This window comes from Thermus albus, from assembly GCF_022760855.1.
GTDB classification, from domain to species: Bacteria; Deinococcota; Deinococci; order Deinococcales; family Thermaceae; genus Thermus; species Thermus albus.
In genome coordinates this window covers 33,220-49,683 of sequence record NZ_JAKTNR010000001.1, presented here as the reverse complement: position 1 = coordinate 49,683, position 16,464 = coordinate 33,220, and the positions used below count along the sequence as shown (strand labels likewise).

At 64.6% G+C, this 16,464-nt stretch carries 19 protein-coding genes; 11 read left to right on the top strand and 8 right to left on the bottom strand.

The window, feature by feature from the left end; all coding sequences use genetic code 11:
- The first annotated feature begins 10 nt into the window (after positions 1-10).
- The 5 genes from frr to L0D18_RS00230 all read left to right on the top strand — a co-directional run bounded on the left by frr (position 11) and on the right by L0D18_RS00230 (position 4,227).
- Positions 11-568, top strand: a complete 558-nt coding sequence (frr, locus tag L0D18_RS00250) for a ribosome recycling factor (RefSeq protein WP_243026667.1) — start codon at positions 11-13, stop codon at positions 566-568.
- A gap of 91 nt (positions 569-659) precedes the next feature.
- A complete protein-coding gene (locus L0D18_RS00245) occupies positions 660-1,490 on the top strand; it encodes a phosphatidate cytidylyltransferase (protein WP_243026666.1) in 831 nt (276 codons plus the stop codon).
- Positions 1,487-2,590: a 1-deoxy-D-xylulose-5-phosphate reductoisomerase gene (gene dxr / locus L0D18_RS00240; RefSeq protein ID WP_243026665.1), complete on the top strand. Its 1,104-nt coding sequence runs from the start codon at positions 1,487-1,489 to the stop codon at positions 2,588-2,590. The genes L0D18_RS00245 and dxr overlap by 4 nt, the downstream gene beginning before the upstream one ends.
- Positions 2,587-3,597, top strand: a complete 1,011-nt coding sequence (locus tag L0D18_RS00235) for a M50 family metallopeptidase (RefSeq protein ID WP_243026664.1) — start codon at positions 2,587-2,589, stop codon at positions 3,595-3,597. Before dxr ends, L0D18_RS00235 begins: the two co-directional genes overlap by 4 nt.
- A complete protein-coding gene (locus L0D18_RS00230; protein ID WP_243026663.1) occupies positions 3,598-4,227 on the top strand; it encodes a glycosyltransferase family 2 protein in 630 nt (209 codons plus the stop codon).
- Here the strand turns inward: L0D18_RS00230 and L0D18_RS00225 are convergent.
- From L0D18_RS00225 to L0D18_RS00200, 6 genes are all read right to left on the bottom strand, one after another.
- Positions 4,224-4,778: a hypothetical protein gene (locus L0D18_RS00225; protein ID WP_243026662.1), complete on the bottom strand. Its 555-nt coding sequence runs from the start codon at positions 4,776-4,778 to the stop codon at positions 4,224-4,226. The two genes, L0D18_RS00230 and L0D18_RS00225, sit on opposite strands and share 4 nt — an antisense overlap.
- Positions 4,779-4,785: 7 nt before the next feature.
- The gene (proC, locus tag L0D18_RS00220; RefSeq protein ID WP_243026661.1) at positions 4,786-5,571 is read right to left on the bottom strand and encodes a pyrroline-5-carboxylate reductase; all 786 of its coding nucleotides are present in this window, start codon (positions 5,569-5,571) and stop codon (positions 4,786-4,788) included.
- Positions 5,568-6,767, bottom strand: a complete 1,200-nt coding sequence (locus tag L0D18_RS00215) for an RsmB/NOP family class I SAM-dependent RNA methyltransferase (RefSeq protein ID WP_243026660.1) — start codon at positions 6,765-6,767, stop codon at positions 5,568-5,570. Before L0D18_RS00215 ends, proC begins: the two co-directional genes overlap by 4 nt.
- Complete coding sequence (locus L0D18_RS00210; RefSeq protein ID WP_014515944.1) at positions 6,764-7,036, bottom strand: stage V sporulation protein S; 273 nt, start codon at positions 7,034-7,036, stop codon at positions 6,764-6,766. The genes L0D18_RS00215 and L0D18_RS00210 overlap by 4 nt, the downstream gene beginning before the upstream one ends.
- A 91-nt stretch (positions 7,037-7,127) precedes the next feature.
- Positions 7,128-7,565: a type II toxin-antitoxin system RatA family toxin gene (locus L0D18_RS00205; protein ID WP_243026659.1), complete on the bottom strand. Its 438-nt coding sequence runs from the start codon at positions 7,563-7,565 to the stop codon at positions 7,128-7,130.
- 9 nt (positions 7,566-7,574) lie between these two features.
- Positions 7,575-8,015: a regulatory protein RecX gene (locus L0D18_RS00200; RefSeq protein WP_243026658.1), complete on the bottom strand. Its 441-nt coding sequence runs from the start codon at positions 8,013-8,015 to the stop codon at positions 7,575-7,577.
- 17 nt (positions 8,016-8,032) lie between these two features.
- Between L0D18_RS00200 and L0D18_RS00195 the strand changes: the two genes are divergently transcribed.
- From L0D18_RS00195 to L0D18_RS00170, 6 genes are all read left to right on the top strand, one after another.
- Positions 8,033-8,719 carry a metallophosphoesterase gene (locus L0D18_RS00195; RefSeq protein ID WP_243026657.1) on the top strand — a complete coding sequence of 229 codons (687 nt, stop codon included), beginning with the start codon at positions 8,033-8,035 and terminating at the stop codon, positions 8,717-8,719.
- 4 nt (positions 8,720-8,723) lie between these two features.
- A complete protein-coding gene (locus L0D18_RS00190; RefSeq protein ID WP_243026656.1) occupies positions 8,724-9,002 on the top strand; it encodes an Lrp/AsnC family transcriptional regulator in 279 nt (92 codons plus the stop codon).
- A 10-nt stretch (positions 9,003-9,012) separates the two neighbouring features.
- Entirely contained in the window at positions 9,013-9,561 is a 549-nt protein-coding gene (locus L0D18_RS00185; RefSeq protein WP_243026655.1) for a CPBP family intramembrane glutamic endopeptidase, read from the top strand.
- 122 nt (positions 9,562-9,683) lie between these two features.
- Entirely contained in the window at positions 9,684-12,884 is a 3,201-nt protein-coding gene (locus L0D18_RS00180; RefSeq protein WP_243026654.1) for a serine/threonine protein kinase, read from the top strand.
- Positions 12,881-13,924 (top strand): DUF444 family protein, encoded by a 1,044-nt coding sequence (locus L0D18_RS00175; protein WP_243026653.1) that lies wholly within the window; start codon positions 12,881-12,883, stop codon positions 13,922-13,924. Before L0D18_RS00180 ends, L0D18_RS00175 begins: the two co-directional genes overlap by 4 nt.
- 3 nt (positions 13,925-13,927) lie before the next feature.
- Complete coding sequence (locus L0D18_RS00170; RefSeq protein ID WP_243026652.1) at positions 13,928-15,301, top strand: SpoVR family protein; 1,374 nt, start codon at positions 13,928-13,930, stop codon at positions 15,299-15,301.
- Here the strand turns inward: L0D18_RS00170 and L0D18_RS00165 are convergent.
- Positions 15,298-16,089, bottom strand: coding sequence for a TlpA disulfide reductase family protein (locus L0D18_RS00165; protein WP_243026651.1), 792 nt, complete (start codon positions 16,087-16,089; stop codon positions 15,298-15,300). The two genes, L0D18_RS00170 and L0D18_RS00165, sit on opposite strands and share 4 nt — an antisense overlap.
- A complete protein-coding gene (locus L0D18_RS00160; protein ID WP_243026650.1) occupies positions 16,090-16,464 on the bottom strand; it encodes a rhodanese-like domain-containing protein in 375 nt (124 codons plus the stop codon). It abuts the gene before it with no gap.

The following is a 16,464-nucleotide window of genomic DNA, read 5'->3' as shown; positions in this document are numbered from 1 at the left end:
AGGAGGTGCCATGAGCCTGAAAGAACTCTACGCAGAAACGCGGGCGCACATGCAAAAGAGCCTCGAGGCCCTGGAGCACAACCTGGCGGGCCTGCGCACCGGGCGGGCCAACCCTGCCCTTCTCCTCCACCTCAAGGTGGAGTACTACGGCACCCATGTGCCCCTGAACCAGATCGCCACCGTCACCGCTCCCGACGCCAAGACCCTGGTGGTGCAGTCCTGGGACCAAAACGCCCTAAAGGCCATAGAAAAGGCCATCCGCGACTCCGACCTGGGCCTGAACCCCGCCAACAAGGGGGATGCCCTGTACATCAACATCCCTCCCCTCACCGAGGAAAGGCGCAAGGAGCTGGTGAAGACCGCCCGCCACTACGCCGAGGAGGGCCGGATCGCCATCCGTAACCTCCGGCGCGAGGCCTTGGAAAAACTCAAGAAACTTTCCAAGGAACTCCACCTTTCCGAGGACGACACCAAGCGAGCAGAAACCGAAATCCAAAAGATCACCGACGAGTTTATCGCCAAGGTGGACGAGCTTTTGGAGAAGAAGGAAGAGGAGATCCTGGGCTAAGAGCCCCTGGGTCCCATCTTTGGTCTGCTGTGGCCGGTTTGCCCAAAGGTCATCGCCCCCTCGCCCCCGGGCCCCTAGGGAAGGAGGGGTGATGGAGGGGAAGGAGGATCTTCCCACCCGCGTCCTTTCCGCCCTGGTAGGGGCCCTTATCCTCCTATGGGTGCTGTGGGCCGGCTTGCCCTTAATCCTCCCCACCCTGGTTTTCGTCCTTTGGCTGGGGAGTCTGGAGCTACGGGACATGCTGGCCAAACGGGGCATAGGTCTGAACCTGCCCTTTTTGCTGGGCGGAGGGGTGCTCCTCTTCCTTTTCTCCTTGCCCCCAGTCTACTGGCACTTCCCCCAGGTGCCCTGGCGGGAGGTGGCCCTGGGGCTTTTCCTCTTGGGCAGTTTCAGCTATGAGCTCCTAAAGGGCGCAGACCTCACCCGCTTTGCCTTTACCCTATTCGCCTTCTTGTACCTGCCCTGGACCCTGGGATACGTCCCCCTGTTGCGTGAGCTCCCAGACAGTACCCTGGGCCTTTGGACCCTCTCCCTCCCCTTGGTGGCCAGCTTTGCCACCGACATCGGGGCCTACTTCGTGGGCCGAACGTTGGGCCAGCAGAAGCTGGCCCCGGAGATCTCCCCCGGGAAAACGGTGGAGGGCTCCTTGGGGGGCATCGCCGTGAGCTTTTTGGCCCTGGTCCTCTACACGAGCCTGGTGCGGGAGGTATTTCCCTTCGGGCTTTTGGAGCTTTGGCTTTTCAGCCTCCTCCTCTCCCTGGCGGCCCAGCTTGGGGACCTGGTGGAGTCCATGCTGAAGCGCTACTGCGGGGTCAAGGACTCGGGGCGCTTCCTGCCGGGGCATGGGGGGCTTTTGGATCGGATTGACAGCCTCCTCTTTACCTTCCCCCTCACCTACTTTCTGGTGGTGCTCTTCACATGAAACGGGTCATCGTTTTGGGCTCCACAGGCTCCATCGGGCGGCAGGCCCTCGAGGTCTGCCGCTGGCAGGGCTACCGGGTGGTGGGCCTGGCCGCCGGGAAGAACCTGGAGACGCTTTCCCAGCAGATCGCTGAGTGGCGGCCTTCCCTGGTGGCGGCGGACAAAAGCCTTCACGGGGAGCTCAAGTCCCGTTTCCCCTGGCTTAAGCTGGCCTCCCCCGAGGAAGTGGCCGCCTTGGAGGCCGAGGTAGCGGTAGCCGCCATCCCCGGGCTTGCGGGGCTTTCCCCCACCCGGGTGGCGGCCCAGACGGGCAAGCGCATCGCCCTGGCCAACAAGGAGGCCATGGTGGCCGCCGGGCCCCTCCTCTGGCAGGAGGTGGAGGCCCATGGGGCCGAGATCCTCCCCGTGGACTCGGAGCACTCGGCCCTCTTCCAGGCCCTTTTAGGGGAGAGGCGGGAGGACGTGGCCGAGCTCATTCTGACGGCCAGCGGCGGACCTTTCCTAAGGGAGCCGCAAGACCTCTCCCAGGTCACCCCGGAAATGGCCCTAAACCACCCCCGCTGGCGCATGGGCCCTAAGGTGACGATAGACTCCGCCACCCTCTTCAACAAGGGCCTGGAGGTCCTCGAGGCCAAGGAGCTCTTCCGCTTTCCCTTGGAGGGGATCAAAGTTTTGGTCCACCCTCAGGCCTACGTGCATGGCCTTGTGCGCTTTGTGGACGGAAGCCTTAAGGCCCAACTGGGCCCCACGGACATGCGCCTTCCCATCCAGTACGCCCTCACCTACCCCGAGCGGGCGGAAACCCCTCTTAGGAATCTTCCCCTCCCCGGGGAGCTGGAGTTTTTGGAGCCAGACCTAAACCGTTTCCCCGCCCTAAAGGTGGCCTACGAGGCGGGAAGGCGGGGCGGGGTGGCCCAGGTGGCCGTTTCCGCCGCCGACGAGGTGGCGGTGGAGGCATTTTTGGCCGGCCGGATACCCTTCCCCCACATCCCCAAAATCCTGGCCCAGGTCCTGGAAAACACCCCTTCCCTTCCCCTAACATGGGAGAACCTCTTCGCCGTGGACGCCTGGGCCCGGGAGGAGGCCAAGAGGTGGACATGAGCTTGATCTGGTTTCTGATCATCATCGGGGTCAGCATCTTTGTGCACGAACTGGGACACTACCTGGCGGCCCGGGTCCAAGGGGTGCGGGTCAAGGCCTTCAGCCTGGGCTTCGGTCCCATCCTGTGGAAGCGCCAGGCCTGGGGCACGGAGTGGCGGCTTTCCGCCATTCCCCTGGGGGGGTATGCGGACATCGAGGGCCTCCTCCCCGAGGAGCGGGGCCGGGGGTACGACGCCCTTCCCTTTGCGGGGAAGCTCTTGGTCCTGGTGGCTGGGGTGGTGATGAACGTCCTCTTGGCCTGGGGGCTTCTGGCCTTCCTCTTTACCGCCCAGGGGGTACCCCAGGCCACGGGCAGAGCGGCCATCATGGAAGTCCTTCCGGGAAGCGTGGCGGAGGCGGCCGGTCTAAAACCCGGGGACCTCCTGCTGGCCGTGGATGGCCAACCCCTCACCCGGGCCCAAGAGATTGAGCGGGTGAAGACCCCGGGGACCCATACCCTCACGGTCCTGCGGGAGGGAAAGGAGGTGAGCCTTTCCCTTACCTGGCAAGAAGGGATGGAGCGGCTGGGGGTGGTGTACCAGCCGGAGGTGGCCTTCCGCAAAGTGGGTCTCCTGGAGGGGCTTGGCCTTGCCGTGGGCCGCACCCTGGCCTTTGGGCCCCAGATGGTGAAGGCCTTGGTGGGGGGGCTTTTGGGGGTGCTTGCCGGAAACCCGGATAGCGGGGTGGTGGGTCCCGTGGGCATCGTGGCCGAGACGGGCCGGGCCGCCCAGGAAGGGCTTTTCCGGCTCCTGGAGCTCACCGTGGCCATCAACCTCTCCTTGGCCCTTTTCAACCTCCTGCCCATCCCCGCCTTGGATGGAGGGCGGATCCTGATCCTCTTCCTCTCCCGCTTCCTCCGCATCCGGCCTGAGCAGGAGGCCATGGTCCACTACCTGGGCTTTCTCTTCCTCATCCTCCTGGTCATCCTGGTCACCTTCCAGGACCTAAGAAGGCTACTGGGAGGCTAGATGGAGGCCACGGCCCTCATCCCCGCCTACAACGAAGAGGCCACCGTGGCCCGGGTGGTAAAGGTGGCCAAGGAGGCGGGGTTTCCCGTGGTGGTGGCCGACGACGGTTCCCAGGACGCCACCTCTGAGGAAGCCGCCAAGGCCGGGGCCCAGGTGGTGCGCCTTGGCCAAAACCGGGGCAAAGGGGGCGCCGTGGCCCAAGGGCTTAAGAAGGTTACCACCCCCTTCGTCCTCCTCCTGGACGCCGACCTGGTGGGGCTAAAGGCAGAGCACCTCCATGCCCTTCTGGCCCCGGTTTTGGAGGGTAAGGCGGAGATGACCGTGGGGGTCTTCCAAGGGGGCCGGTTTTCCACGGATCTCGCCATGCGCCTCACCCCCTTCCTTTCCGGGCAGCGGGCCCTAAGGACGGAGGCGCTAAGGAGGGTGCCGGGCCTCGAGGCGGCCCGCTACGACCTGGAACTCCTCCTTACCCGCCACGCCAAAAGGGAGGGCTGGCGGGTCCTTTATCTGCCCCTAACTGGGGTGAGCCAGGTGATGAAGGAGGAAAAGCGGGGGCTCATACCGGGCTTCCTTCACCGCCTGCGCATGTACCGGGAGATCCTCCGCCACTACCTCAGGGCCCAGCTCTAAGGAGCCTCGGGAAGCCTTAAGAGTTCCACCCAGGACCCTCCCGTGCGGTAGGCCACCACCCCCAGGCCCGGGACCAAGAAGAGCTCCTTGAGGTCCGTGCCGCCCCTTTCCGTGGTAAAGGCCACCCGCACCCTATAAGCGTTGAAGGCCCCGGCCTTTACCCTCACGCCTTCTATCCCCTCCACCCGGGCGGAAAGGGCCACCCGTTGCCCGCGGAACTGGGCGCTTCCCCCCCAGGCCAGCCCCACCTCCAACCTTGAGGGGTAGACCAGGAGAGGGGGCGTAAAGGGGAAGTACCCCTCGGGCAACCCCACCCCGAGGAGAACAAACCCCTCGGATCCCCTCTTGAGCCGGTCTTCCCGAAAAACCCGCCCTTCCCTTAGGTAGCGGAGGCGGAAGCCCTCCGGGGTGGGCACGAGTTCCTGCACCACGCCGTCGGAATACCGGTACCGCCCACCCGCCTGGGGAAGGACCTGGCCCAGGGCCAAGGAAAGGAGGACCGCCAGCGCCAAAAGACACCGGAATCCCTGCGGCCTCCCGGAGCACCCCATGGCCTTTCTACTCCGCCTCCCCCAACTCATGTCCCCGCCGGGTGGCCGCCTCCACCGCCTCGTAGAAGGCGGCCCTTAAGGCCCGGGCCTCGAGGGCATGAAGGCCGTGGATGGTGGTGCCCCCAGGGCTTGCCACCTCGTCCTTGAGCTGGGCGGGATGGCGGCTTTTTAGGAGCTCCCCCGTGGCCGCCAAGGCCTCCGCCGCCAGGCGCAGGGCCAGGGCCCGAGGCATGCCCATCTTCACCCCGGCATCCGCCAGGGCCTCGGCCACCACCGCCAGATAGGCGGGCGCCGAGGCGGACATGGCGGTAAAGGGGTCAAAGAGGTGCTCAGGGATCTCGTACACATCCCCCACCGTGGCGAAGAGGGCCCGGGCGAAGGCCAAATCCCCTGCCTCCCGGGCCTCCTTTAAGGCGGTGAGGGCCGTGGAACTCTCCCCGATTACCGCCGCCAGGTTGGGCATGGCCCGCACCACCCGCCGGGTGTCCAGCCTGCGGGCCAACACCGCGGTGGACACCCCGGCCATGATGGAGATGTACCCCACCCCGGGATGGGCCATCTCCGGGGCCAGATGGGGAAAATCCCGGGGTTGGACGGCAAGAAGCACCCGTTCCGCCTGGGCGAGTTCCTTCAGGGTCAGGGGGCGGAGGCCGAAGGCCTGGGCCAGCTCCCGGGTGCGCTCCGGGGTCCGGCCCACCACCCCCACCTCCTCCGGCCTCAGGAAGCCCCGGTCCAAGGCCCCCTTCAGGATGCTCTTCCCCATCTTGCCCAGGCCCACGATCGCCAGCTTCATGCCCTAGAGTTTACCTTCCTCAGGCGGAGGTAATAGAACCCATCCAACCCCCCTTCCGGGGCCACGTAGACCCCGAGCCCCGCCTTAAGCACGGGCAAGGGGCACAGGATGGGCTCGGGCACGAACTCCGGATGGTCCGCAAGGAAGGCCCTGGCCACCCCTTCCCCTTCCTCCTCCGTTAGGGTGCAAACGCTATAGACCAGCACCCCTCCTTCCTCCGTGGCCTGGGCGGCAGTCTCCAGGAGCATGAGCTGCAACTCCGCCATACGCCTGGGGTCTTCGGGAGCCAGGCGATAGCGCAGCTCGGGATGGGAGCGAAAGGTGCCGGTACCCGTGCAAGGGGCGTCCAGGAGGACCTTGGCGGCCCGCTCGGGGATGGGCTCCGTGAGGTCTTGGGTTCGGTAGGAAACCCGTAGGCCGAGCCTTTTCGCCGTCCTCTGGCCCGCCTCCTGACGTCCGCGATTCAGGTCGTAGGAGACCACCTCCGCTCCCTTAGCGGCAAGATAAAAAGCCTTTATCCCCGCACCGCCGCAGAGGTCCAAAACCTTCTCCCCCGGGGCTGGGTTCAGGAGCTGGACGGCAAAGAGGGAAGCCGGGTTCTGCGGCTGAAGGCCCAAAGCGGAAAAGTCCGTCTTAGGGCCCTCCCAAAGGTAACTGTCGGGAATGGGGCCAGGCCTTAGTCCTGGCACCGGACGGTAGGCGGTGACGAAGAGGGGGGCGGGTTCGTTAAACCCCTGGGCGAAGTCCAGACCCCCAAAATACGTCTTCCAGGCCTGGCAAAGCCATTCGGGGAGGCTTAGGCGCACGCACTGCGGGGCCTCCCGGGGCTGGAGGTGCCGGAGCACGGCGTTGACCAGGCCAGCCAGGCGGGGATAGATCCTCTTGGTCTCTTCCACCCAGGGGCTCACCCGGGCATGGTCCGCCTTGCCGGAAAGCCATTCCCAGGCTCCCAGGCGCAGGATCCAACGCACGGCGGCGGGAAGCCTATCGGGCTTGGACAAGAGAGGCTCTAGGAGAAAGTCCAAAAGCCGCAGGTGCCGCAAAGTCCCGTAGACCAGGTGGGTGGTGTAGGCCTTATCCCGCTCTGGCCACGCCAGGCGGTCCAGGAACCGGTCCAATAGCAGCTGGGCCCTGCCGCCCCGCCCCACCTCCAGCAGGACGCGAACGGCCAAGGCCCTGGGGCTTTCCGGCCTCAAGACTCCAGGGGATGGGCCTTGATGCTGAACTTTAGGGCGGTCCGCTCCTCGTTCTCCAGGTCCAACTTGACGAAGGCCGGCTTCACCACCAGGTCCAGGTTATCGGGGGCGATGTACCCGCGGGCGATGGCGATGGCCTTCACCGCCTGGTTTACCGCCTGGGGCCCGATGGCCTGTACCTCCACCTCTCCCTTGGTGCGCAAAAGCGCTGCTATGGCGCCGGCCACGGAGTTGGGGCGGGACTTGGAAGACACGCGCAACGTTTCCACTTTGACCTCCTGAAAGCTCCTGGGCCACCCTGCTTTGGAAGGACATGGGCGGCTTCAGGCCCATGGTAGAGCAAAAGGGCCCCGTGCGCAACTAGGAGGCCAGGACCCGTTCCTCGAGGCCTTTAAGGAGGCTTTCCACGTTTTCCTGCATGAGCTTTTGCACCAGCTTCTGCAGAAGCCCGCCGAAGAGGGGGATGGTGAGCTCGTAGGTGAGGCTCAAGACCACCCGGGTGCCCCCCCCTTCCGGCAGGAAGACCCAGGTGCCCTCGTAGCGGTCAAAGTCCCCCTCGGGGGAGTAGAAGCGGTTTTTAAGGTTTTGGTCGTCCCACTCCTCCTCCTCCAGCCAACGCACCTTCTTTCCCATGGCCACCGCCACCCACTCACTTTTGGTGCGGTTTCCCTCTTGGGAAAGGACCTTGAGGCTTTCCACCTCCTTGAGGTAGGGCTTAAGGCCCTCTAGGTCCTTGGCCAGGGCATACACCTTTTCCGGCGGGGCCTGGATGAAGCGTTCCGCACGCACCTCGGGCATGGGCTCTTTTTACCCCGTTTCCTCTTCCATGACAAGCCGGTAGGCCTCCAAGGCCACGGAAAGGGGGAAACCCCGGCCCTGGAGGAAGCGCACCGCCTTGGCCTTGTCCTGGCGGCGGGGGTAGCGGCGGAGGACCTTTAGGGCCGCCTCCAGGTTCTCCTCCTCCCCATAGGCGCTAAGCACTTCCTCCACCACCTCCTGCGCCACCCCCTGGGCCCTTAGGAGGTGGCGAAGCTTATGGGGACCGTACTTCCGCCTACTGGCCACAAAGGCTTCCGCAAAGGCCCGGTCATCCAGGTAGCCCATGGCCTCGAGGCGGGCCAGGACCCCTTCCACCTCCCCTTCGGGAAAGCGGTCCCGAAGCTTCTCCCGCAAGCGGGCCCGGCTCAAGGCCCGCCTGGCCAAGAGCCTAAGGGCGTAGGCCATAGCCTCCGCCTTTTCCATACCCATAGGGTACGCTATGGCCCATGCGGGTCTTCGCCATCGCCGACCCCCACCTCTCCCGCCTCCACCCCAAACCCATGACCATCTTCGGCCAAAACTGGCAGGGCCACCCGGAGGCCTTCTTTCGGGGCTGGCGGGAGGTGGTGGGCCCGGAAGACCTGGTGATCGTACCCGGGGATATCTCCTGGGCCATGCGCCTAGGGGAGGCCTTACCCGACCTTCTAGACCTGGCCGCCTTACCGGGAAAAAAAGTGCTTCTAAAGGGCAACCACGACTACTGGTGGCCCTCCATAAGCCGCTTAAGGGCGGTCCTGCCCCAGGGTATGTACGCCCTACAAAACGACGCCCTGGTGTTGGAAGGGGTGGGGGTGGCGGGCACTAGGGGCTGGCAGTACCCACCCCCTACCCCGGAGGACGAAAGGATCTTCGCCCGAGAGGTGGAAAGGCTTAAGCTCTCCTTGCAGGATCTGAAGGACAAGCCCTACCGCCAGCTGGTGGTGGCCTTTCACTTCCCCCCCTTTGGCCCTAAGGGAGAGGCCACCCCCCTTTTGGAGCTGGCCCTGGAGGCCAAACCCCAGGCCATCGTCTACGGCCACCTCCACGGGGCGGATCCGGAAAGGCTTCCCCAGGAGTACCAAGGCATCCCCCTCCACCTGGTGGCCGCCGACGCCCTGGGCTTCCGCCCCAAGCTGATCCTGGAGTTAGGATAAGGGAGTGATCACGGCCTTCGTACTCATCCGCGCCCGGGGGGACCGGATCGCCACCTTGGGCGAGGCCATCGCCGAGCTCCCCCAGGTGGCCGAGGTCTATTCGGTCACCGGATCCTTTGACCTGGTAGCCCTTTTGCGCCTTAAGGACCTCGAGGAGCTGGACCAGGTGGTCACCCGGGGGATCCTGGCCTTGGAAGGGGTGGAACGCACGGAAACCCTCCTGGCTTTCCGCGCCTACCCCAGGAAGCTCCTGGACCAAGGCTTCGCCCTGGGTGGGGAATAGGCCCAAGACCTTGGTCCCTCCACCCCTGGTCTTCCTCCTGCTGCTCCAAGGAGGGCTTCTCCTTCTAGGGGCCGCGGGCATGCTTCTTTTAGATTTGCCCTTTGGTCAAGCTAACCCCCGGGAGCTTCCTTACGCCTTGGGTCTCTTCCTGGCTTTGGCCCTCCTGGAGGAGGCCTTCCGGCGCCTCTTCCCCACCTCCTTCCGGGAAGCGGAAGGCCTCCACCGGGCCTTGGGCCAGGCCCTGCGCCAAGCAGGGGTGCGCCCCCCGGCCTTGGTATTCCTCGCCCTCCTCTCCGGGGTGGCGGAAGAGGTCTTCTTCCGGGGCCTTTTGCAAAGCCTCTTCATCGCCTGGTGGGGCCCCCTTGGGCTGGGCCTCCAGGCCGTGGCCTTTGCCCTCCTTCACCCTGCCCCTAAACGGGCCTTCGCCTATCCCCTTTTCACCGGGGCGGCTGGGCTCCTCTTGGGCGCCACCTACCTTCTTACCGGAAGCTTGCTCCCGGGAATCCTAGCCCATTTTCTCCACAACGCCCGGGGGTTTTACGAGATCTCCCGGAGCTGAGATAAGGTAGCAAAAGTTCCCTTCCTGGCCAAGGGTCCGAGCCACATTCTCCGCCCAAAACTTGCTATAATGGGGAGGAAGCTATCAAAACACCGGGTATATCCGCTATGGAGGGGGCGTCCATGAACGAGCTGGAACGGATACGTCGCCGTCAAGACCTCGAGGCCTATCGGGCCCTTAGCTGGGAAGGTTCCTTCGCCGACTACCTGCGCCTTCTCAAACAGGACCCCAGACCCTTAAGGACCAGCTTCCAGCGGGTCCACGACATGATCCTGGCCCAAGGGGTGGAGGAGTACACCCTCTTCAAGGAGAGGCTTCTCCACTACCGCTTCTTTGACGACCCCTTTGAGGAGGGCAAGGACGCCATCTTCGGCCTGGATAAACCCCTCATGCGCCTGGTGGCCACCTTAAAGGCCGCTGCCCACCGCCTGGGGCCGGAAAGGCGGATCCTCCTCCTGCACGGGCCCGTGGGCTCGGCCAAAAGCACCATCGCCCGGCTCCTCAAGAAGGGCCTCGAGGCCTATAGCCGCACCGAGGAGGGCAAGCTTTTCACCTTCTACTGGAAGACCCCGGAGGGCCCCCTCCCCTGCCCCATGCACGAGGAACCCCTCCTCCTACTGCCTAGGGAGCTGAGGGAGGAGTTTTTGGGGGAGCTAAGGCACCTCCACCCCGACTACCCTTACCCCCTCGAGGTGGAAGGGGACCTGTGCCCGGTCTGCCGCTTCCAGATGCGGGAGGCCTTGGCCCGCCACAGGGGGGATCTGGCCGCGGTCTTGGAACAGGAGATCGGGGTCAAGCGCCTGGTCCTCTCCGAGAAGGACCGCATCGGCATCGGCACCTTCCAGCCCAAGGACGAGAAGAACCAGGACTCCACGGAGCTCACCGGGGACATCAACTACCGCAAGGTGGCCATATACGGCTCCGACTCCGACCCTAGGGCCTTCAACTTTGACGGGGAGCTCAACATCGCCAACCGGGGCCTGGTGGAGTTCATCGAGATCCTGAAGCTGGACGTGGCCTTCCTCTACGACCTCCTCACCGCCAGCCAGGAGCACAAGATCAAGTCCAAGAAGTTCGCCCAAACGGACATTGACGAGATCATCCTGGGCCATAGCGTCTCCGGGGACACGCCCATCCTGTACCGCTACCAGGGCATCCCGGGGTGGGCAACAGTCCAAGACCTCTGGGAAAGGTTCGGCCACGACCCTACGGGACTTGAGGTGCTCGCACACGACTTCTCGTCGGGTCAGACGCGTTGGACCCGGGTCCGGTCGATTTTCCGACACCGCTTTACAGGCGTGATGCTCACCACCTCCCAGAAGTGGGGTGTGGTGGAGACAACTCCCAACCATTCCCTATACGACCGCGACGGGCAGACTTTCTACCCGGAGGAGCGCCGGGAGATCGCGGCCGTGCGCCGGATCCATGTGGATCTCGCCCTACGGGAAGAAGGGGAGCTTGTGGACGTTATGGAGGGTGTTGTCGGGTTCATCCGCGAAGACGTTCGTGCAGTGGCGGGCAGCGGGCCCCTGACACGCCCCGCCCGTCCCGGGTGGGCAAGGCTCGCCCTCCCACGGCACGCAACGGAGGTCCGAGCGGTTTACCATCCGCTTCGGGACGAGACTGCCCTCAAGGACCTCCTCACCGTCCTCATCTGGTACGCCACCGAGGGCCACGTAAACGGCAAAAACGGCGGCATCGTGATTAGCCATGCGGATCGGAACGAGTTGGAACGGGTTCGTAGGAGTTACGCCCGCATTACAACCGCACACGGTTACATAGATGCCGGCGCCAAGAAGGATTCGGCATGGCGACTCTATCTGGGTTCGCAGGCCATCGCCGTGCTCGCGCGGCACCACTGCGGCGAGCACGCGGCCTCGAAGAGGCTTCCGGACTTCCTCTTTCGCTTGCCAAGACCATTCCTTGAGCACGCCTTTAACGAGCTGATGCGCACCGACGGTTCCCGTAAGCTCTCCGCAGAGCTTGACCGGACCGCCTCGGCCGACTACCGTGCCCGCTTCTTTGAGTTCAAGACGATCTCACCCATGCTGGCCGCTCAGGTGGGTACCCTGGCGACGCTTTTGGACCACGACTATAGCGTCTATCGGCAGGAGCGACCTGGCCGGCCTCCGGCCTACCGGATTCGGTTCGTTTCGGGAGAGGGTAAGCGAGGCGGCCGCCACCGCCGCTTCCAGGCTCGGGTATACTCCCGGAAAGCGTTCGCGGAATGGGTCTACGACATCGAGTGCGAAGACCTCCATAACTTCGTCTGCGGGGTCGGCAACGTTGTTTGTCACAACACCAACGAGCCGGAATACCGAAAGCTCCAGGCCAACGAGTACATGGAGGCCCTGAGGGACCGCACCATCAAGATAGACGTCCCCTACATCCTGCGGGTCTCCGACGAGGTGAAGATCTACCAGCGGGACTTCAGCAAGGTGAGGGCCAAGCACATCGCTCCCCACACCCTGGAGATGGCCGCCACCTGGGCGGTCCTCACCCGGCTGGAACCCCCCAAGCGGGCGGGGCTAACCCTCATGCAAAAGCTCAAGCTCTACGACGGCAAGCTCCTGCCCGGCTGGACCGAGGAAGCGGTGCGGGAGCTCATGACCGAGGCCAAGCGGGAGGGCCTCGAGGGCATCAGCCCCCGCTACATCCAGGACAAGATCTCCAACGTCCTGGTCACCTCCGAGGAGCCCTGCATCAACCCCTTCATGGTGATGAACGAGCTGGAGGAGGGCCTCAAGCACCACTCCCTCATCTCCGATGAGAAGACCAAGGAGCGGTACAAGGCCCTTTTGCAGGAGGTAAAGGCGGAGTACGCGGAGATCGTGAAAAACGAGGTGCAAAGGGCCATCGCCGCCGATGAGGAGGCGCTAAACCGCCTCTTCCACAACTACATTGACCACGTGAAGGCCTATGTCCTTGGGGAAAAGGTGAAAAACCCCTACACGGGTGCCCCGGAACCCCCCAACGAAAGGCTCTTGCGCTCCATCGAGGAACGCATAGAGATCCCCGAGTCCCGCAAGGACGACTTCCGCCGGGAGATCATGAACTACATCGGCGCCCTGGCCCTGGAGGGAAGGCAGTTCACCTACAAGGACAACGATCGGCTACGCCGGGCTCTGGAACTCAAGCTCTTTGACGACCAGAAGGACACCATCCGCCTTTCCGCCCTGGTCTCGGGGGTGGTGGACCCGGAAACCCAGGCCAAGATCGACGTGGTCAAGGCCCGCCTCATCCGCGACCACGGCTACTGTGAGCACTGCGCCAGCGGGGTTTTGGAGTTCGCCGCCTCCATCTTTGCCCGGAGCGAACGATGAGGCCCATTGAGCGCGACCTCCTGCGCTTTAAGGAGATCGTGCGCGGGGAGGTAAAGAAAAGGGCGCGGGAGTTTCTGACCCGGGAGGAGCTCTTCGGCCAGGTGGAAGGCCGCCTGGTCTCCATTCCCCTGCCCCAGTTGGAGCTCCCCAAGATCGTCTATGGGGAGCCCCTGGAGGAAGGCCTGGGCCTTGGGGGCCCGGGAACGGAAAGCCTGGGCCCTGGGGGGCACGTGCCCGTGGCCGAGCTGGAGCTGGAGGAGTTTTTGGACCTCATGGGCGAGGCCCTAAGGCTTCCCCGGCTCAGGCCCAAGGGGGAGGGGGAGGTTACCGAGGAGGCCTTCCGCTACACCACCATCGCCCGCAAGGGGCCTAGGGGCCTACGCCACGTGCGCCGCACCCTCAAGGAAAGCCTCAAGCGGGCCCTCATCACCGGGGAATACCGCCCGGAGGAACCCCTCTTGGTCCCCGAGCGGGAGGACCTCCGCTACAAGGCCCCCAAGACCAAGCCCCGCCCCCACGCCCAGGCGGTGGTCCTTTTCGCCTTGGATGTCTCGGGGAGCATGCGGGAGGAGGAGCTCAGGCTGGTGAAGACCCTCTCCTTCTGGATCACCCTGTGGATCAAGCGCCACTTCCCCCGGCTGGAAAGGCGCTACCTCCTGCACGACGCCGAGGCCTGGGAGGTGAGCGAGGAAGAGTTCTTCCGCGCCCGGGAAGGAGGGGGAACAAGGCTTTCCAGCGCCCTCCTCCTGGCGGAGGAGATCCTGAAATCCTACCCCGAGGCCTTTTACAACCGCTACCTCTACCACTTCTCCGACGGGGAAAACTGGCAAGGGGATACCCCCGTGGCCCTCGAGGCCCTAAGGCGCCTCCTTCCCACCCTGGCCCTATACGGCTACGCCCAGGTGCAAGGACCTTACGGCCAAGGGCATTTCCTCGAGGACCTGAAGGAGGCCTTGGGCAAGGAGGAAGGGCTGGCCGCCACCGAGGTGCGGGGGAAGGAGGACCTACCCCTGGCCCTGAGGCGGCTTTTGGGAGGCTAGAGGATGCGCAAGGAGCTTCGCCGCTGGGCCGAACGCTTACGGGAGCGCGCCTTGGCCGAAGGCCTCTCCTTTCCCCCGGTCCTCTTTGAAGAGGTGGGCCCGGAGGAGATGGCCATGCTGGCCGCCTACGGGGGGTTTCCCCGGCGCTACCCTCACTGGCGCTTCGGCAGCGAGTATTTGCGCTACCGGGAAACCTACCGTTATGGGCTTGGGCGTATCTACGAGCTGGTGGTGAACACCCAACCCGTGCGCGCCTACCTCCTAAAGGGGAACACCCTCCTGGCCCAAAAGCTGGTCATGGCCCACGTGTACGCCCACGCGGACTTTTTCCAGAACAACCTGGCCTTCAAGCCCATCCCCAAGGACATGCACGAGGAGATGGCCCACCATGCCTCCTTCGTGGAGAGGGCCATGGAGCGGCACGGGGCGAGGAGCGTGGAGGAGTTTTTAGACCTGGCCCTCTCCCTGGAGAACCTCATCGACCCCCAAGCGCTCTATATTCAAAGGCAGGTGGAACCCCAGGAGGAAAAGGCTCCTGGCCGCCTCCAAGTACGCCCCTACCTGGACCCCTACGTGAACCCCCCACCCCAGCCCCCCAAGGAGGCCGAGGAGGGGGCAAGCCCCACCCCCCTTCCTCCCCGGCCCACCCGGGACATTCTGGGCTTCCTGGCCCGGCACGCCCCCCTGGCCCCTTGGCAGAAAGGCATCCTGGAGATCATCCGGGAGGAGAGCCTGTACTACGTTCCCCAAGCCGCCACCAAGATCCTGAACGAGGGCTGGGCCACCTACTGGCACACCCGCATCCTCCTCCCCCTCCTCTCCCCGGCGGAGGCCTTGGAGTTCGCCGAGCTCCAGGCGGGGCTTCTGGCCCCCCAGGGGCTTAACCCCTACCGCCTGGGCTACCTGCTCCTCAAGGAGGTGGAGGACCGCTGGGACAAGGGGCGGTTCGGCCCGGAGTACGAGGCCCTGCCCCTGGGGGAACGGCTCACCTACGAGAGGCCCACCGGGGAAGGCCTGAAAAAACTCTTTCAGGTGCGCACCATCCACACGGACCTGGGCTTTTTGGATAGCTTCTTGACCCCGGAGTTCGCCTTAAGGCAGAGGCTAATCTCCCCTGAGGACCTCCCCCGGTTCGCCGAGGCCAAACAGGCCCTCCTCTTCCGCCTCACCAACGCAGGCTACCCCATCGTGGAGCTGGTGGATGCCAACTATGGGAATCGAGGGGAGCTTCTTCTGGAACACGCCTACGAGGGGGTGGGGCTGGACCTCAAAAAGACCAAGGCGGTGCTGGAAAACCTGCACCGCCTTTGGGGCCGGCCCGTGCACCTGAAAACGGTGGTGGGGGACAAAGAAACCCTCCTTTCCGCGGGGAGCTAGCGCAGAACCCTCAGATAGCCAAGAAGGAGGGCCTCGGAAAGCTCCCCCAGGTGCCGGGCCACCAGGCGCCCTTCCCGGTCAAAGAAGAAGGTGGTGGGAAGGCCCTGGGTCTTCAGGGCCTGGGAAAGCTGGGTTTCCGGGTCCAAAAGGACCCATTCGGGGGCCAGTTTCTGCTCCTCCAAAAAGCTCCGCACCACCGCTGGCCCCTCCCCTTGGCTCACAAAGGCGAAGCGCACCTCGGGATTTTCCTGGCTCAGGCGCACCATCATGGGAAGCTCCCGCCGGCAAGGGGGGCACCAGGTGGCCCAGAGGTTCAGGACCAGGGGCTTCCCGCGGAAATCCTGGAGGTTGACCGGGGTACCCCCGAGGGTGGCCAGGGTGACCGAGGGCAGCCGCACCTCCTCCCCCCCTCGCCTCTGCACCAGGAAAACCCCGAAGACCAGGCCCGCCGCCAACGCGGAGAACAGGGCATACCGCCAAAGGTTTTTGGGCAGTGCCATCAGCGTGTACCCTCCCGCAGCCAGGATACCCCACATGGGGCTAAACCCCCCTTGCCAGACGTAAAGGGCGGAAAGGGGATCCCGGGCAAATACCGAGGCGTTTTCCAGGACGAAACCCAGCCGCGCCCCCACAAAGCCCAGGAGGATGGCGTTATAGGCCCAAGGGCCAAGCCTGCGGTCCACCTTCCGGGCCCAGGCCTCCGCCAGGAGCACCATGGCCAAAAGGGCCAGGAAGACCTGAAACCTGGCCCAGGGGATGGCAAAAGGCCCGATCTGGAAAGCATCCATCTAGCGAACCAAGGGGAAGCCCGCCCTTTCAATGGCCAAAACCCCTCCCTCCAGGTTGTAGAGGTTGGTGTACCCCTTCCGCTTCAAGTATTCCGCCGCCTGGCGGCTGCGGTTGCCGCTACGGCAATAGAGGTACACGGGCTTGTCCTTGGGTAGGGTGTCCCCCCACTGGGCGATGGCCTCCACGGGCAGGTTGATGGCCCCGGGCACGTGCCCCCCGGCGAACTCCTGGGGGGTTCGTACGTCCACGATCACCGCCCCCCTCTCCACCGCCTGGTAGAGCTCCTCGGGACCCACATGGGTGTAGCTCCCTTTGGGCCCACAGGCTGCAAGGATGAAGAGGGCGAAAAATCCCAGTAGCGCCCGCCGGGTCAT

Excerpts from the sequence above, each read along its gene's own strand:
- frr (WP_243026667.1), top strand. The coding sequence starts at position 11 with ATGAGCCTGAAAGAACTCTACGCAGAAACGCGGGCGCACATGCAAAAG.
- L0D18_RS00245 (WP_243026666.1), top strand. The coding sequence starts at position 660 with ATGGAGGGGAAGGAGGATCTTCCCACCCGCGTCCTTTCCGCCCTGGTA.
- dxr (WP_243026665.1), top strand. The coding sequence starts at position 1,487 with ATGAAACGGGTCATCGTTTTGGGCTCCACAGGCTCCATCGGGCGGCAG.
- L0D18_RS00235 (WP_243026664.1), top strand. The coding sequence starts at position 2,587 with ATGAGCTTGATCTGGTTTCTGATCATCATCGGGGTCAGCATCTTTGTG.
- L0D18_RS00230 (WP_243026663.1), top strand. The coding sequence starts at position 3,598 with ATGGAGGCCACGGCCCTCATCCCCGCCTACAACGAAGAGGCCACCGTG.
- L0D18_RS00225 (WP_243026662.1), bottom strand. The coding sequence starts at position 4,778 with ATGGGGTGCTCCGGGAGGCCGCAGGGATTCCGGTGTCTTTTGGCGCTG.
- proC (WP_243026661.1), bottom strand. The coding sequence starts at position 5,571 with ATGAAGCTGGCGATCGTGGGCCTGGGCAAGATGGGGAAGAGCATCCTG.
- L0D18_RS00205 (WP_243026659.1), bottom strand. The coding sequence starts at position 7,565 with ATGCCCGAGGTGCGTGCGGAACGCTTCATCCAGGCCCCGCCGGAAAAG.
- L0D18_RS00200 (WP_243026658.1), bottom strand. The coding sequence starts at position 8,015 with ATGGGTATGGAAAAGGCGGAGGCTATGGCCTACGCCCTTAGGCTCTTG.
- L0D18_RS00195 (WP_243026657.1), top strand. The coding sequence starts at position 8,033 with ATGCGGGTCTTCGCCATCGCCGACCCCCACCTCTCCCGCCTCCACCCC.
- L0D18_RS00180 (WP_243026654.1), top strand. The coding sequence starts at position 9,684 with ATGAACGAGCTGGAACGGATACGTCGCCGTCAAGACCTCGAGGCCTAT.
- L0D18_RS00175 (WP_243026653.1), top strand. The coding sequence starts at position 12,881 with ATGAGGCCCATTGAGCGCGACCTCCTGCGCTTTAAGGAGATCGTGCGC.
- L0D18_RS00170 (WP_243026652.1), top strand. The coding sequence starts at position 13,928 with ATGCGCAAGGAGCTTCGCCGCTGGGCCGAACGCTTACGGGAGCGCGCC.
- L0D18_RS00165 (WP_243026651.1), bottom strand. The coding sequence starts at position 16,089 with ATGGATGCTTTCCAGATCGGGCCTTTTGCCATCCCCTGGGCCAGGTTT.
- L0D18_RS00160 (WP_243026650.1), bottom strand. The coding sequence starts at position 16,464 with ATGACCCGGCGGGCGCTACTGGGATTTTTCGCCCTCTTCATCCTTGCA.